Consider the following 12,443-nt stretch of genomic DNA (forward strand, 5'->3'; position numbering starts at 1 on the left):
GTGACGCCTCCGCAGTGCGATTGTGCGTCTGCTCGCCGGAAAACACTAGCCTAGAAGCCGTGCCAGACCCCGCGACCTATCGCCCGGCGCCCGGGTCCATTCCCGTTGCGCCAGGTGTCTACCGGTTCGTCGACCCGCACGGCCGGGTCATCTACGTGGGGAAGGCGAAAAGCCTGCGGTCGCGGCTGACGTCGTACTTCGCCGACATCGCCGGGCTGCACCCGCGCACCCGCCAGATGGTGACCACCGCCGCCAAGGTGGAGTGGACGGTGGTCAACACCGAGGTCGAGGCGCTGCAGCTCGAATACAACTGGATCAAGGAATTCGACCCCCGGTTCAACGTCCGCTATCGCGACGACAAGTCCTACCCGGTGCTGGCGGTCACCCTGAATGAGGAGTACCCGCGGCTGATGGTCTACCGCGGGCCGCGGCGCAAGGGGGTGCGCTACTTCGGGCCCTACTCGCACGCCTGGGCGATCCGCGAAACCCTGGATCTGCTGCTGCGGGTATTTCCGGCCCGCACCTGCTCGGCCGGGGTGTTCAAGCGCCACCAGCAGATCGGCCGGCCCTGTCTGCTGGGCTACATCGGCAAATGCGCGGCGCCGTGCGTCGGACGGGTCAGTGCCGAGGAGCACCGGCGGATCGTGGACGACTTCTGCGACTTCCTGGCCGGCAAGACCGACCGGTTGGTCCGTAGCCTGGAACAGCAGATGCTGGCCGCCTCCGATCAGCTGGACTTCGAACGGGCCGCGCGGCTGCGCGACGACGTCGCGGCGCTCAAGCGGGCCTTGGAAAAGCAGGCCGTGGTGCTCGGCGACGGCACCGACGCCGACGTGGCGGCGTTCGCCGACGACGAGTTGGAGGCGGCGGTGCAGGTGTTCCACGTGCGCGGCGGACGGGTCCGCGGGCAGCGCGGCTGGATCGTGGAAAAGCCCGGCGACCCCGGTGATTCCGCGGGCTCCATGGAAAGCCTGGTCGAGCAGTTCGTCACCCAGTTCTACGGTGACCAGGCCGAATTGGAGGGAGCGGCCGACGAGCCGATCAACCCGGTGCCGCGCGAGGTGCTGGTGCCCTGCCTGCCCTCCAACGCCGACGAGTTGACCAGCTGGCTGTCAGACCTGCGGGGCTCGCGGGTGTCGTTGCGAGTGCCGTTGCGCGGCGACAAGCGGGTATTGGCCGAGACAGTCGAACGGAACGCCAAAGACGCACTGCAGCAACACAAGTTGAAACGTGCCGGGGACTTCACCGCCAGATCCGCTGCACTGCAGAACATTCAGGAGGCATTGGGGCTCGCCGATGCTCCGCTGCGCATCGAATGCGTCGACATCAGCCATGTGCAGGGCACCGACGTGGTCGGGTCACTGGTGGTGTTCGAGGACGGATTGCCCCGCAAGTCGGACTATCGCCACTTCGCGATCCGCGAGGCGGCCGGCGAGGGCCGCTCCGACGATGTGGCCTCGATAGCCGAGGTGACCCGCCGTCGGTTTCGTCGGCACCTGGACGCCGAAACGCTTGCCCCCGAAGGAAAATCACGCAAGTTTGCCTATCCGCCCAACCTTTATGTGGTGGACGGCGGTGCGCCTCAGGTCAACGCCGCGGCCGCGGTGCTCGCCGAGCTCGGGATCACCGACGTCGCCACCATCGGCCTGGCCAAGCGCCTGGAGGAGGTGTGGGTGCCCTCGGAGCCGGACCCGATCATCCTGCCGAGGCAGAGTGAAGGTCTCTACCTGTTGCAGCGAATCCGGGACGAAGCGCACCGGTTCGCCATCACCTACCACCGCAGCAAGCGGTCCAAGCGGATGACGGCGTCGGTGCTGGATGCGGTGCCGGGGCTCGGTGAGCACCGGCGCAAAGTCTTGATCTCGCATTTCGGTTCGGTGGCCCGGCTGAAAAGGGCTACCGTCGAGGAGCTCACCTCGATCCCGGGGATCGGTGCGGCGACAGCCGCGGCCGTACTCGAGGCTCTGGGAGCCGATGGCGCGTCGGGCGTCGCTGAACAACAACGGATGTCGGGATGAACAGGGAATCAGCCAAAGGCGTGCGAGAGCGCGACGTCGCCGGACCCGGAGACGGTGCCGGCATCGACGTCGTGTTGGTGACCGGCCTGTCCGGTGCGGGACGTGGCACCGCGGCCAAGGTGCTGGAGGATCTGGGTTGGTATGTCGCCGACAACCTGCCGCCGGAGCTGATCACCCGGATGGTGGATCTGGGCCTGGCGGCGGGCTCGCGGATCACCCAGCTGGCGGTGGTGATGGATGTGCGCTCGGCCGGTTTCACCGGGGATCTGGACTCGGTGCGCACCGAACTGGCGACCCGCGGCATCAATCCCCGCGTGCTGTTCATGGAAGCCAGCGACGACGCGCTGATCCGTCGCTACGAGAGCAACCGCCGCAGCCACCCGCTGCAGGGGCAACAGACCCTCACCGAGGGCATCGCGGCCGAGCGGGTCATGCTGGCGCCGGTACGCGCGGTCGCCGATCTGGTCATCGACACATCGGTGCTCAGCGTGCGCGAGCTGCGGGAGAGCATCGAGGAGATGTTCGGTGGTGATGCCGTCAGCGCCCCGACGTCCATCACGGTCGAGTCCTTCGGCTTCAAGTACGGCCTGCCGATGGACGCCGACATGGTGATGGACGTGCGGTTCCTGCCCAATCCGCACTGGGTCGACGAGCTGCGTCCGCACACCGGCCAGCACCCGGCGGTCCGCGACTATGTGCTGAGCCAGTCGGGTGCGGACGAGTTCCTCGAGGCCTACCACCGGCTTCTGACTCTGGTGGTCGGCGGATATCGACGAGAGGGAAAGCGATACATGACCGTGGCCATCGGGTGCACCGGCGGCAAACATCGCAGTGTCGCCATCGCTGAGGCGTTGGCGCGGCTGTTGGACTCCCGGGATGCCGAAGCCGACAACAGCGAGCTGTCGGTGCGGGTGCTGCACCGGGATCTGGGCCGCGAATGAGTGTCGAGCCCGCGCACGGCAACCTGAGCATCGTCGCGCTCGGTGGTGGGCACGGTCTGTATGCGACGCTGTCGGCTGCCCGCCGGTTGACCCCGCACGTCACCGCGGTGGTCACCGTCGCAGACGACGGCGGCTCATCGGGCCGGCTGCGCGGCGAGCTGGACGTGGTGCCGCCCGGGGACCTGCGCATGGCACTGGCCGCGCTGGCCTCCGACAGCCCCACGGGGCGGCTGTGGGCGACCATCCTGCAACACCGGTTCGGCGGCACGGGCGCGCTCGCCGGTCATCCGATCGGCAACCTGCTGCTGGCCGGTCTCAACGAGGTGCTGGCCGACCCGGTGGCCGCGCTCGATGAGCTCGGCCGGATGCTGGGCGTCAAGGGGCGGGTGCTGCCGATGTGCCCGATAGCGCTGCAGATCGAAGCCGATGTGTCCGGGCTCGACGCGGACCCGCGACTGTTCCGGGTGATCCGGGGTCAGGTGGCCATCGCGACCACACCGGGAAAGGTGCGCCGGGTGCGGCTGCTGCCGGGCAACCCGCCGGCGACACGCCAGGCTGTGGACGCCATCATGTCCGCGGACCTGGTGGTGCTCGGCCCCGGATCGTGGTTCACCAGCGTGATTCCGCACCTGCTGGTGCCGGGGCTGGCCCAGGCACTGCAGTCCACCAAGGCCCGGCGGGCGCTGGTGCTCAACCTGGTCGCCGAACCGGGGGAGACCGCGGGATTCTCGGTGGAGCGGCACCTGCACGTACTGGCCCAGCACGCACCCGGTTTCACCGTCGACCACATCATCATCGATGCCGGGCGGGTGCCCAGTGAGCGCGAACGCGAGCAGTTGCGGCGGGCCGCCACCTTGTTCGCGGCCGAGGTTCAGTTCGTCGATGTGGCCAGACCTGGTACACCTTTACATGACCCAGGAAAGTTGGCGGCGGCGCTGGACGGGGTTCGGGACGTTGGCGCATCATCACTGACGGTTCCGACACCTGCCGCGACGCCGGCCGAGGGCGGGGGCCGGCAATCCGGCGTGAGTGGACCGAGCGGGCTCGGGCCGGGAGGTGACAAGTCGTGGCGATGACGGCCGAAGTCAAGGACGAACTGAGCCGTCTCGTGGTCAGTTCGGTCAGCGCGCGCCGCGCCGAGGTCGCGGCGCTGCTGCGCTTCGCCGGCGGACTGCACATCGTGGCCGGCCGGGTGGTCGTCGAAGCCGAGGTGGACCTGGGCGTCATCGCCCGCAGACTGCGCAAGGACATCTTCGACCTGTACGGCTACAACGCCATCGTGCACGTGCTGTCCGCCAGCGGAATGCGCAAGAGCACCCGCTACGTGCTGCGGGTCACCAAGGACGGCGAAGCCCTTGCCCGCCAGACCGGGCTGCTGGACCTGCGCGGGCGCCCGGTACGGGGCCTGCCCGCCCAGGTCGTCGGCGGCAGCATCGCCGATGCCGAAGCCGCCTGGCGGGGAGCGTTTTTGGCGCACGGTTCACTCACCGAGCCCGGTCGCTCATCGGCGCTGGAGGTCGGCTGCCCGGGCCCGGAGGCCGCCCTGGCACTGGTCGGGGCGGCGCGGCGGCTCGGGGTCAGCGCGAAGGCCCGGGAGGTGCGCGGCGCGGACCGGGTGGTGGTGCGCGACGGCGAGGCGATCGGGGCGCTGCTGACCCGGATGGGCGCTCAGGACACCCGGTTGGTCTGGGAGGAGCGCCGGATCCGCCGCGAGGTGCGCGCGACCGCCAACCGGCTGGCCAACTTCGACGATGCCAACCTGCGCCGCTCCGCGCGGGCTGCGGTGGCGGCGGCTGCGCGGGTGGAACGCGCGCTGGCAATCCTGGGGGACACCGTTCCCGATCATCTGGCCTCGGCCGGCAAGTTGCGGGTCGAGCACCGGCAGGCGTCGTTGGAGGAACTAGGCCGGCTGGCCGATCCGCCGATGACGAAGGACGCGGTGGCGGGCCGGATTCGTCGGCTGCTGTCGATGGCCGACCGCAAGGCCAAGCAGGACGGCATACCCGACACCGAGTCCGCGGTCACCCCGGAGTTGCTGGAAGACGCCTGACGGGAGCGGTTCAGTCGCCAGGGTGCTCGGGCGTGGGCGCCGGGATGTCAGCGGGGCTGCGCACGTCGACAAGGTCGTCGATGATGCGAAAGTCGCCCCAATTGTGGGTCAGCAGCGGAACGCCATGCACATTGGCGGTTGCGGCGATCGCCAGATCGATCGCGCGTCGACGAGGCTGGCCGCCGCGGTTGCGTACGGCGGCGGACAGGTGGCCCCATTCGCGGGAGATCGCGACGGTGATGGGTAGCGGGTCGAAAGCCGATTCGATCGCGCCCAACCGCAGCGCGCGACGGGCTCGCTCCTCGTCATCGATGGCCACCAGCACGCCGAATTGGAGTTCAGCAACCGAGGCGACACTGATCGCCGCCTTGATGTCGGGCGGCGGGTCTGCACTGATCAGCACAGAAGTGTCGAGCAACGCACGCATCATTCGAAGGGGTCGACCAGCGGGGCCGTGAATTGCTCGATGTCCGCGTCCAATGTCGTAGGAGCGGGAGCGGCCCAAATCGACCGTAACGCCTGACCGGAGACCCATTGCCGAGGCGCTGTTGGGCCGAGCTGTGCCACCGGTCTGCCGGCAACCGTGATGGTGATCTCCTCGCCGCTTTCCGCTCGCCGGAGCACTTCAGCCACGTTGTTACGCAGCTCCTTCTGTGGGATAACGGCCATCTATCGACAGTAGCAGAACTGCTACCTGGATGCCCTTCCGAGCAGCCTTGTTATCCCCAGTTGGGGTTTCATCCACAGGCCACCCGTTCGACGCGGTTCGGTTCGCCGGTGTTGTCGGTACTGGTTCTTAGCGTCGGGGTATGGCAACGGCTTTGGGTGCGGTGGCGGCGCGGGAGCGGATCTCCGCCGCCCTGGATGCCATTGATGCCGCCTATACGGTGCTGCGGGAGACTTCATCGGACTTGGTGGGCACGGATTTTCGGGTCGATGTGGCTGAGCGGTTGGAGACCCAGGAACGCACCAACCGCGGATTGATGTACCGGATCTTCGGGGAACTGGCCGACCCACCCGATGCCGAGGGCTCCATCGCAGCGGTGCGGGCCACAGTGTGGAAGCGTCTGCGGATCACCCCGCGGGAGATCACCCGCCGCTGCCGGCTGGCCGCCCGCATCCGAGCCCGCCGCTCCCTGACCGGCGCGCAGATCCCCCCGGAGTTGCCGGCTTTGGCCGCCGCCGTCGAAGCCGGCGTGGTTGGTGAGGATCACATTCGCGCGGTCTGCCAGGCCGTCGATATCCTGCCGGCCTCGGTGGCGGTCGCTGATGTCGTCGACGCCGAAGCCGCCCTGGTCGCCCACGCCACCCGGGTGGATGCCGGAGTGGTCACCAAGATCGGGCAGCGCATCGCCGATCACCTCAATCCCGACGGCCTGTTCTCCGATGAAGACCGGGCCCGGCGCCGGAGCCTGGTGTTGGGCCGCCAAGGCCCCGACGGCATGTCGAAACTCACCGGGCTGCTGGACCCGCAAGCCCGCGCCTACTTCGAAGCCATCGACGCCGCGGTCCGGCCCGGACGTCACCTTCCCGATGCGGCCGACCCGGCTGCCGGTGACACCCGCACCCCAGCGCAACGCCGCCATGATGCCTTCAAGCTGGGCATGGCCACCGCGATCGCCTCGGGCAAAATGGGTAGCCATCGTGGGCATCCGGTCACCGTGGTCGTCACCACCACCCTGGCCGAACTCAACCAAGCCGCCCACGCCGTGACCAACCCCACCATCTCGATGCCCCCGCCGGCACTGACCGGCGGTGGATCCCGCCTGCCGATGCGGGACCTGATCGCGATGGCCGCCACCGCGATCCATTACCTCGCTGTCTTCGACGACCACACCAAGCGAGCGCTGTACCTCGGCCGGCAAAAACGCATCGCCACCGCCGACCAACGCCTCATCTGCTACGCCCGAGATCGCGGCTGCACCCGACCCAACTGCCTGGTGCCCGGCTATCACTCCGAAGTGCACCACTCCCGGCCGTGGGCCAACGGTGGGCGCACCAACGCCGACGAACTGTTCTTCGCCTGCGGTGGCGATCACACCGACACCACCGACGGCCGCCAGCAGACCATCGTCACCGAATCCGGCCGCCTCGCCTGGACCGACGGCACCACCCCACCAGAAATCAACCACGCCCATCACCCCGAAGAACTCCTCCGAGGCGACCCCGACCCACCCGAATGACCCTCGCGCGCCTGCGCTTACCGCTATAACAGAACGGGCACACGGCAGGAAGTGAGGGCAGCATGGGGTTCATCAAACCGTCGATTCCCGACGTGGACCCCGAGACCTGGCGCACCACCCCCTGGGCGACCCGGGTCCAGATCTGTAGCAGGCACTGGGCCGAACAGGGCTTCGGCACCCCGTCGGGGGTCTACCTGATCTATCTGCTCAAGATCGCGGCCTACGCCGTGGGCGCGGCGGCGGTCATCGCACTGACCCCGGGCCTGGGCGGGCTCGGCCGCATAGCCGAGTGGTGGACGCAGCCGATCGTCTACCAGAAACTGGTGGTCTTCAGCCTGCTGTTCGAGATCCTGGGCCTGGGCTGCGGATCGGGTCCGCTGACCGCACGGTTCTGGCCGCCCATCGGAGGTGTCCTGTACTGGTTGCGGCCCAACACAATCCGATTGCCGCCGTGGCCGGAGAGGGTTCCGCTCACCCGCGGCGACACCCGCACCGTCGTCGACGTCGCGCTGTACGCCGCCGTTCTGGTCTCCGGTATCTGGCTGTTGCTGTCACCCGGGCAGGGCGGCCCCGGCCCGGTGGGCCTGCTCGACCCGACGCTGGTCGCGCCGACGGTCGTCGCCCTGATTGTGCTGGGTCTGCGGGACAAGACGATCTTCCTGGCGGCCCGCGCCGAGCATTACGGCCTGACCCTGCTGGTGTTCTTCTTCCCCTACGTCGACCAGATGGCTGCGTTCAAGCTCATCCTGCTCGGGTTGTGGTGGGGGGCTGCCACATCCAAACTCAACCACCACTTCCCGTACGTGGTCGCGGTGATGACGAGCAACAACGCCCTGCTGCGCTCGAAGATATTCACCGGCGTCAAGCACCTGATGTACCGGGATCACGTCAACGATCTGCGCCCCACCCGGATACCGCAGCTGATGGCGCACGTCGGTGGCACCACAGCCGAATTCGTCGTGCCCGCACTGCTGGTGCTGGTCGCCGGAGATCAGCCGTGGCGGTGGTTCCTGATCGCGTTCATGGTGATCTTCCACCTGAACATCCTTTCCAACCTCCCGATGGGAGTCCCGTTGGAATGGAACGTGTTCTTCGGATTCTCGCTGTTCTTCCTGTTCGGGCAGCACCCCGAGATCAGCGTCTACGACCTGCGGTCGCCGCTGTTGCTGGCCATCCTGTTCGTCGGGCTCGTCGTGGTCCCGGTTGCCGGAAATATGTTCCCGCAGCAGATTTCGTTCCTTCCGGCGATGCGGTACTACGCCGGAAACTGGGCGGCCAGCTTCTGGTGCTTCCGCGCCGGCACCGAGGACACCGTGGAGTCCAACATCGTCAAGAGCTCGGCGCTGGTCATCAACCAGTTGGCGAAGTTCTACGACCAGTCGACCGCCGACGTGGTGGCGGACAAGGTCCCGGGGGCGTTTCGCGCCATGCACCTGCAGGGCCGGGCCCTGAATGGCCTGTTGCCCCGGGCTTTAAAAGGACAGGCGAACCTCGCCGACTACAGCATCCGCGACGGGGAGATCATCGCCGGCCCGCTGATCGGCTGGAATTTCGGAGAAGGCCACCTGCACAACGAGCAGCTGCTGGCGGCGGTACAACGCCGCTGCCACTTCGCCGAAGGCGATCTGCGGGTGATCGTGCTGGAGGGCCAACCCATCCACCGCAGGGAACAGGCCTACCGGATCTTCGATGCGAAATCCGGACTGATCGAAGCGGGTTACGTGGCGGTGGCAGACATGCTCAGTCGCCAGCCGTGGCCCGAGCCTGGCGACGAGCTCCCGGTCCGGATCACCACCCGATAGATCACGGCTCGTGGTCCCCCCGTACCGAAGGGCCTGTGGGCCCAGTGGGCTCGGTCACGCACTAGGCTGACGGCGAGTACACCAGCAAACTGAGTAACACAAGGAGAGACCAGTGACGGTCCGGGTAGGCGTGAACGGCTTCGGCCGCATCGGGCGCAACTTCTTCAGGGCATTGGACGCGCAGAAAGCCCAGGGTGCCAATACCGACATCGAGATCGTCGCGGTCAACGACCTGACCGACAACGCGAGCCTGGCGCATCTGCTGAAGTTCGACTCCATCCTGGGCCGGCTGCCCTACGACGTCAGCCTCGAAGGCGACGACACCATCGTCGTCGGCAACACCAAGATCAAGGCGCTGGAGGTCAGGGAGGGCCCGGCGGCCCTGCCCTGGGGTGACCTGGGCGTCGACGTCGTCGTCGAGTCCACCGGCATCTTCACCAACGCCGCCAAGGCCAAGGGCCACCTGGACGCGGGCGCCAAGAAGGTGATCATCTCCGCGCCGGCCACCGACGAGGACATCACCATCGTGCTGGGCGTCAACGACGACAAGTACGACGGCAGCCAGAACATCATCTCCAACGCCTCGTGCACCACGAACTGCCTCGGCCCGCTGGCCAAGGTCCTCAACGACGAGTTCGGCATCGTCAGCGGCCTGATGACCACCATCCACGCCTACACGCAGGACCAGAACCTGCAGGACGGCCCGCACTCGGACCTGCGCCGTGCCCGCGCCGCCGCGGTCAACATCGTGCCCACCTCGACCGGCGCCGCCAAGGCGATCGGCCTGGTGCTGCCCGAGCTGAAGGGCAAGCTGGACGGCTACGCGCTGCGGGTGCCGATCCCCACCGGCTCGGTCACCGACCTGACCGCCGAGCTGAGCAAGTCGGCGACGATCGCAGACATCAACGCCGCGATGAAGGCCGCTGCCGAGGGGCCGATGAAGGGCATCCTGAAGTACTACGACGCGCCGATCGTGTCGAGCGACATCGTCACCGACCCGCACTCGTCGCTGTACGACGCCGGGCTGACCAAGGTGATCGACAAGCAGGCCAAGGTCGTGTCCTGGTACGACAACGAGTGGGGCTACTCCAACCGTCTGGTGGACCTGGTCGCGCTCGTCGGCAAGTCGCTGTAGCGCGATCGTGGCCGTCAAGTCAGTCCAAGAACTGATCGCCGAGGGAGTTTCGGGGCGGGGCGTGCTGGTGCGCTCCGACCTGAACGTCCCGCTCGACGAGAACGGCAACATCACCGACGCCGGCCGGATCACCGCATCGGTGCCGACGCTGCGCGCTCTGGTCGACGCCGGCGCCAAGGTCGTGGTGGCCGCGCATCTGGGCCGTCCCAAGGACGGACCGGATCCCAAACTGTCGCTGGCGCCGGTCGCGGCCGCGCTCAGCGAGCAGTTGGGCCGCCACGTCCAGCTGGCCGGCGATGTGGTGGGCACCGACGCCCTGGCCCGCGCGGAAGGCCTGACCGACGGCGACGTGCTGCTGTTGGCGAACATCCGGTTCGACCCCCGCGAGACCAGCAAGGACGACGCCGAGCGCCTGGCGCTGGCCCGGGCACTGGCCGAGCTGGTCGCCGCACCGGACGGCTCGCCGGGCGCGTTCGTCTCCGACGGGTTCGGTGTGGTGCACCGCAAGCAGGCGTCGGTCTACGACATCGCCACCCTGCTGCCGTCCTACGCCGGGACGCTGGTCGCCGCGGAGATCCGGGTGCTGCAGCAGCTGACCGAGTCGACGGAACGGCCCTACGCGGTGGTGCTGGGCGGTTCGAAGGTCTCCGACAAGCTGGGTGTCATCAAGTCGCTGGCGACCAAGGCCGACAGCATCGTGATCGGCGGCGGCATGTGCTTCACCTTCCTAGCGGCACAAGGACTCTCGGTAGGGACCTCGCTGCTGGAAGCCGACATGGTGGACACCTGCCGGCAACTGCTGGAGGACTACGCCGACGTGTTGCGGCTGCCGGTGGACATCGTGGTCGCCGACAAGTTCGACGCCGCGGCCACCGGCGAGGTGGTCGCCGTCGACGCCATCCCCGACGGCAAGATGGGCTTGGACGTCGGTCCGGGATCGGTGGAGCGGTTCGCCAAGTTGCTGGCCAACGCCAAGACCATCTTCTGGAACGGCCCGATGGGCGTGTTCGAGTTCCCGGCGTTCGAAGCCGGCACCAGGGGAGTGGCCGAAGCGATCGCGGCGGCCACCGCCAAGGGCGCCTTCAGCGTGGTCGGCGGGGGTGACTCCGCGGCGGCGGTACGGGCACTCGGACTGCCCGAGGACGGCTTCTCGCACATCTCCACCGGAGGCGGGGCGTCCCTGGAATACCTTGAGGGCAAACCACTGCCAGGCCTGCAGGTACTGGAAACCGGAGGGGCGCAATGAGTCGCAAACCGCTGATCGCCGGCAACTGGAAGATGAACCTCAACCACTTCGAGGCGATCGCGCTGGTGCAGAAGGTGGCGTTCGCGCTGCCGGACAAGTACTTCGACAAGGTCGACGTGACGGTGCTGCCGCCGTTCACCGACCTGCGCAGCGTGCAGACTCTGGTCGACGGGGACAAGCTTCGGCTGACCTTCGGCGCCCAGGACCTGTCGCAGCACGACTCGGGTGCCTACACCGGCGAGATCAGCGGGGCGTTCCTGGCCAAACTGGGCTGCACCTTCGTCGTCGTCGGGCACTCTGAGCGACGCAGCTACCACGGTGAGGACGACGCGCTGGTGGCCGCCAAGGCCGCCGCCGCCCTCAAGCACGGCCTGACCCCGATCATCTGCATCGGCGAGCACCTGGAGATCCGGGAGGCCGGCAACCACGTGGAGTACTGCCTGGAGCAGCTGCGCGGCTCGCTGGCCGGGTTGTCCGCCGAGCAGATCGCCGCGAGCGTCATCGCCTACGAGCCGGTGTGGGCGATCGGCACCGGTCGGGTGGCCGGTGCGGCCGACGCGCAGGAGGTGTGCGCGGCTGTGCGCGCCGAGTTGGGCAAGCTCGCCTCGCCCAAGATCGCCGAGACCGTCCGGGTGCTCTACGGCGGCTCGGTCAACGCCAAGAACATCGGCGAACTCATCGGCCAGCCCGACGTGGACGGCGGTCTCGTCGGCGGGGCGTCGCTGGACGGCGAGCAGTTCGCGATGCTGGCGGCGCTGGCCGCGGGCGGGCCTCTCCCTTGACCCAGAGCCGTGGCGGCGCTGGCCGAACGGTAGGGTAGCGGCATGATTTTGACGCTGCAGATCCTCTTGGTGATCACCAGCCTGCTGGTGATGCTGCTGGTGCTGCTGCACCGCGCCAAGGGCGGCGGCCTGTCGACCCTGTTCGGCGGCGGCGTGCAGTCCAGCCTGTCCGGTTCGACGGTGGTCGAGAAGAACCTCGACCGGCTCACCTACTTCGTCATCGCCATCTGGCTGGTGTGCATCATCGCGGTGGGCCTGCTGATCAAATACGCCTGAGCCGGGCCGG

General features: G+C 68.0%; 12 protein-coding genes. 10 read left to right on the forward strand and 2 right to left on the reverse strand.

Going from position 1 to position 12,443, the window contains the following annotated elements; all coding sequences use genetic code 11:
• Positions 1–59: 59 nt before the first annotated feature.
• Genes uvrC through whiA form a run of 4 tightly spaced genes read left to right on the forward strand, consistent with a single transcriptional unit; the run spans position 60 to position 5,009 of the window.
• The gene (gene uvrC / locus AWC16_RS05780) at positions 60–2,018 is read left to right on the forward strand and encodes an excinuclease ABC subunit UvrC (protein ID WP_085263809.1); all 1,959 of its coding nucleotides are present in this window, start codon (positions 60–62) and stop codon (positions 2,016–2,018) included.
• Positions 2,015–2,959, forward strand: coding sequence for an RNase adapter RapZ (rapZ, locus tag AWC16_RS05785; protein ID WP_085263810.1), 945 nt, complete (start codon positions 2,015–2,017; stop codon positions 2,957–2,959). Before uvrC ends, rapZ begins: the two co-directional genes overlap by 4 nt.
• Positions 2,956–4,035 carry a YvcK family protein gene (locus AWC16_RS05790; protein ID WP_085263811.1) on the forward strand — a complete coding sequence of 360 codons (1,080 nt, stop codon included), beginning with the start codon at positions 2,956–2,958 and terminating at the stop codon, positions 4,033–4,035. Before rapZ ends, AWC16_RS05790 begins: the two co-directional genes overlap by 4 nt.
• Positions 4,032–5,009 carry a DNA-binding protein WhiA gene (gene whiA, locus AWC16_RS05795; protein WP_085263904.1) on the forward strand — a complete coding sequence of 326 codons (978 nt, stop codon included), beginning with the start codon at positions 4,032–4,034 and terminating at the stop codon, positions 5,007–5,009. Before AWC16_RS05790 ends, whiA begins: the two co-directional genes overlap by 4 nt.
• 10 nt (positions 5,010–5,019) lie before the next feature.
• On the opposite strand, the gene AWC16_RS05800 is transcribed toward whiA, so the two are convergent.
• Both AWC16_RS05800 and AWC16_RS05805 read right to left on the reverse strand, forming a co-directional pair.
• A complete protein-coding gene (locus AWC16_RS05800; protein WP_085263905.1) occupies positions 5,020–5,436 on the reverse strand; it encodes a PIN domain-containing protein in 417 nt (138 codons plus the stop codon).
• Positions 5,436–5,678: a type II toxin-antitoxin system Phd/YefM family antitoxin gene (locus tag AWC16_RS05805; RefSeq protein WP_085263812.1), complete on the reverse strand. Its 243-nt coding sequence runs from the start codon at positions 5,676–5,678 to the stop codon at positions 5,436–5,438. The genes AWC16_RS05800 and AWC16_RS05805 overlap by 1 nt, the downstream gene beginning before the upstream one ends.
• Before the next feature lie 140 nt (positions 5,679–5,818).
• Here AWC16_RS05805 and AWC16_RS05810 point away from each other — a divergent pair, with 140 nt between their 5' ends.
• From AWC16_RS05810 to secG, 6 genes are all read left to right on the forward strand, one after another.
• Complete coding sequence (locus AWC16_RS05810; protein ID WP_085263813.1) at positions 5,819–7,192, forward strand: HNH endonuclease signature motif containing protein; 1,374 nt, start codon at positions 5,819–5,821, stop codon at positions 7,190–7,192.
• Positions 7,193–7,254: 62 nt separating this feature from the next.
• Positions 7,255–8,994: a DUF3556 domain-containing protein gene (locus AWC16_RS05815; RefSeq protein WP_085263814.1), complete on the forward strand. Its 1,740-nt coding sequence runs from the start codon at positions 7,255–7,257 to the stop codon at positions 8,992–8,994.
• Positions 8,995–9,106: 112 nt separating this feature from the next.
• A complete protein-coding gene (gene gap / locus AWC16_RS05820; RefSeq protein ID WP_085263815.1) occupies positions 9,107–10,129 on the forward strand; it encodes a type I glyceraldehyde-3-phosphate dehydrogenase in 1,023 nt (340 codons plus the stop codon).
• 7 nt (positions 10,130–10,136) lie between these two features.
• Positions 10,137–11,375, forward strand: a complete 1,239-nt coding sequence (locus AWC16_RS05825) for a phosphoglycerate kinase (RefSeq protein WP_085263816.1) — start codon at positions 10,137–10,139, stop codon at positions 11,373–11,375.
• Positions 11,372–12,157: a triose-phosphate isomerase gene (tpiA, locus tag AWC16_RS05830; protein WP_085263817.1), complete on the forward strand. Its 786-nt coding sequence runs from the start codon at positions 11,372–11,374 to the stop codon at positions 12,155–12,157. The genes AWC16_RS05825 and tpiA overlap by 4 nt, the downstream gene beginning before the upstream one ends.
• Before the next feature lie 42 nt (positions 12,158–12,199).
• Entirely contained in the window at positions 12,200–12,433 is a 234-nt protein-coding gene (gene secG, locus AWC16_RS05835) for a preprotein translocase subunit SecG (protein ID WP_085263818.1), read from the forward strand.
• Positions 12,434–12,443 lie beyond the last annotated feature (10 nt).

Origin of the sequence: Mycolicibacter longobardus (assembly GCF_002102265.1) — a bacterium.
GTDB classification, from domain to species: Bacteria; Actinomycetota; Actinomycetes; order Mycobacteriales; family Mycobacteriaceae; genus Mycobacterium; species Mycobacterium longobardum.

What these genes read in the sequence shown, in the direction of transcription:
- rapZ (WP_085263810.1), top strand. Translation starts at nt 2,015, where the DNA reads ATGAACAGGGAATCAGCCAAAGGCGTGCGAGAGCGCGACGTCGCCGGA.
- AWC16_RS05790 (WP_085263811.1), top strand. Translation starts at nt 2,956, where the DNA reads ATGAGTGTCGAGCCCGCGCACGGCAACCTGAGCATCGTCGCGCTCGGT.
- whiA (WP_085263904.1), top strand. Translation starts at nt 4,032, where the DNA reads ATGACGGCCGAAGTCAAGGACGAACTGAGCCGTCTCGTGGTCAGTTCG.
- AWC16_RS05800 (WP_085263905.1), bottom strand. Translation starts at nt 5,436, where the DNA reads ATGCGTGCGTTGCTCGACACTTCTGTGCTGATCAGTGCAGACCCGCCG.
- AWC16_RS05805 (WP_085263812.1), bottom strand. Translation starts at nt 5,678, where the DNA reads ATGGCCGTTATCCCACAGAAGGAGCTGCGTAACAACGTGGCTGAAGTG.
- AWC16_RS05810 (WP_085263813.1), top strand. Translation starts at nt 5,819, where the DNA reads ATGGCAACGGCTTTGGGTGCGGTGGCGGCGCGGGAGCGGATCTCCGCC.
- AWC16_RS05815 (WP_085263814.1), top strand. Translation starts at nt 7,255, where the DNA reads ATGGGGTTCATCAAACCGTCGATTCCCGACGTGGACCCCGAGACCTGG.
- tpiA (WP_085263817.1), top strand. Translation starts at nt 11,372, where the DNA reads ATGAGTCGCAAACCGCTGATCGCCGGCAACTGGAAGATGAACCTCAAC.
- secG (WP_085263818.1), top strand. Translation starts at nt 12,200, where the DNA reads ATGATTTTGACGCTGCAGATCCTCTTGGTGATCACCAGCCTGCTGGTG.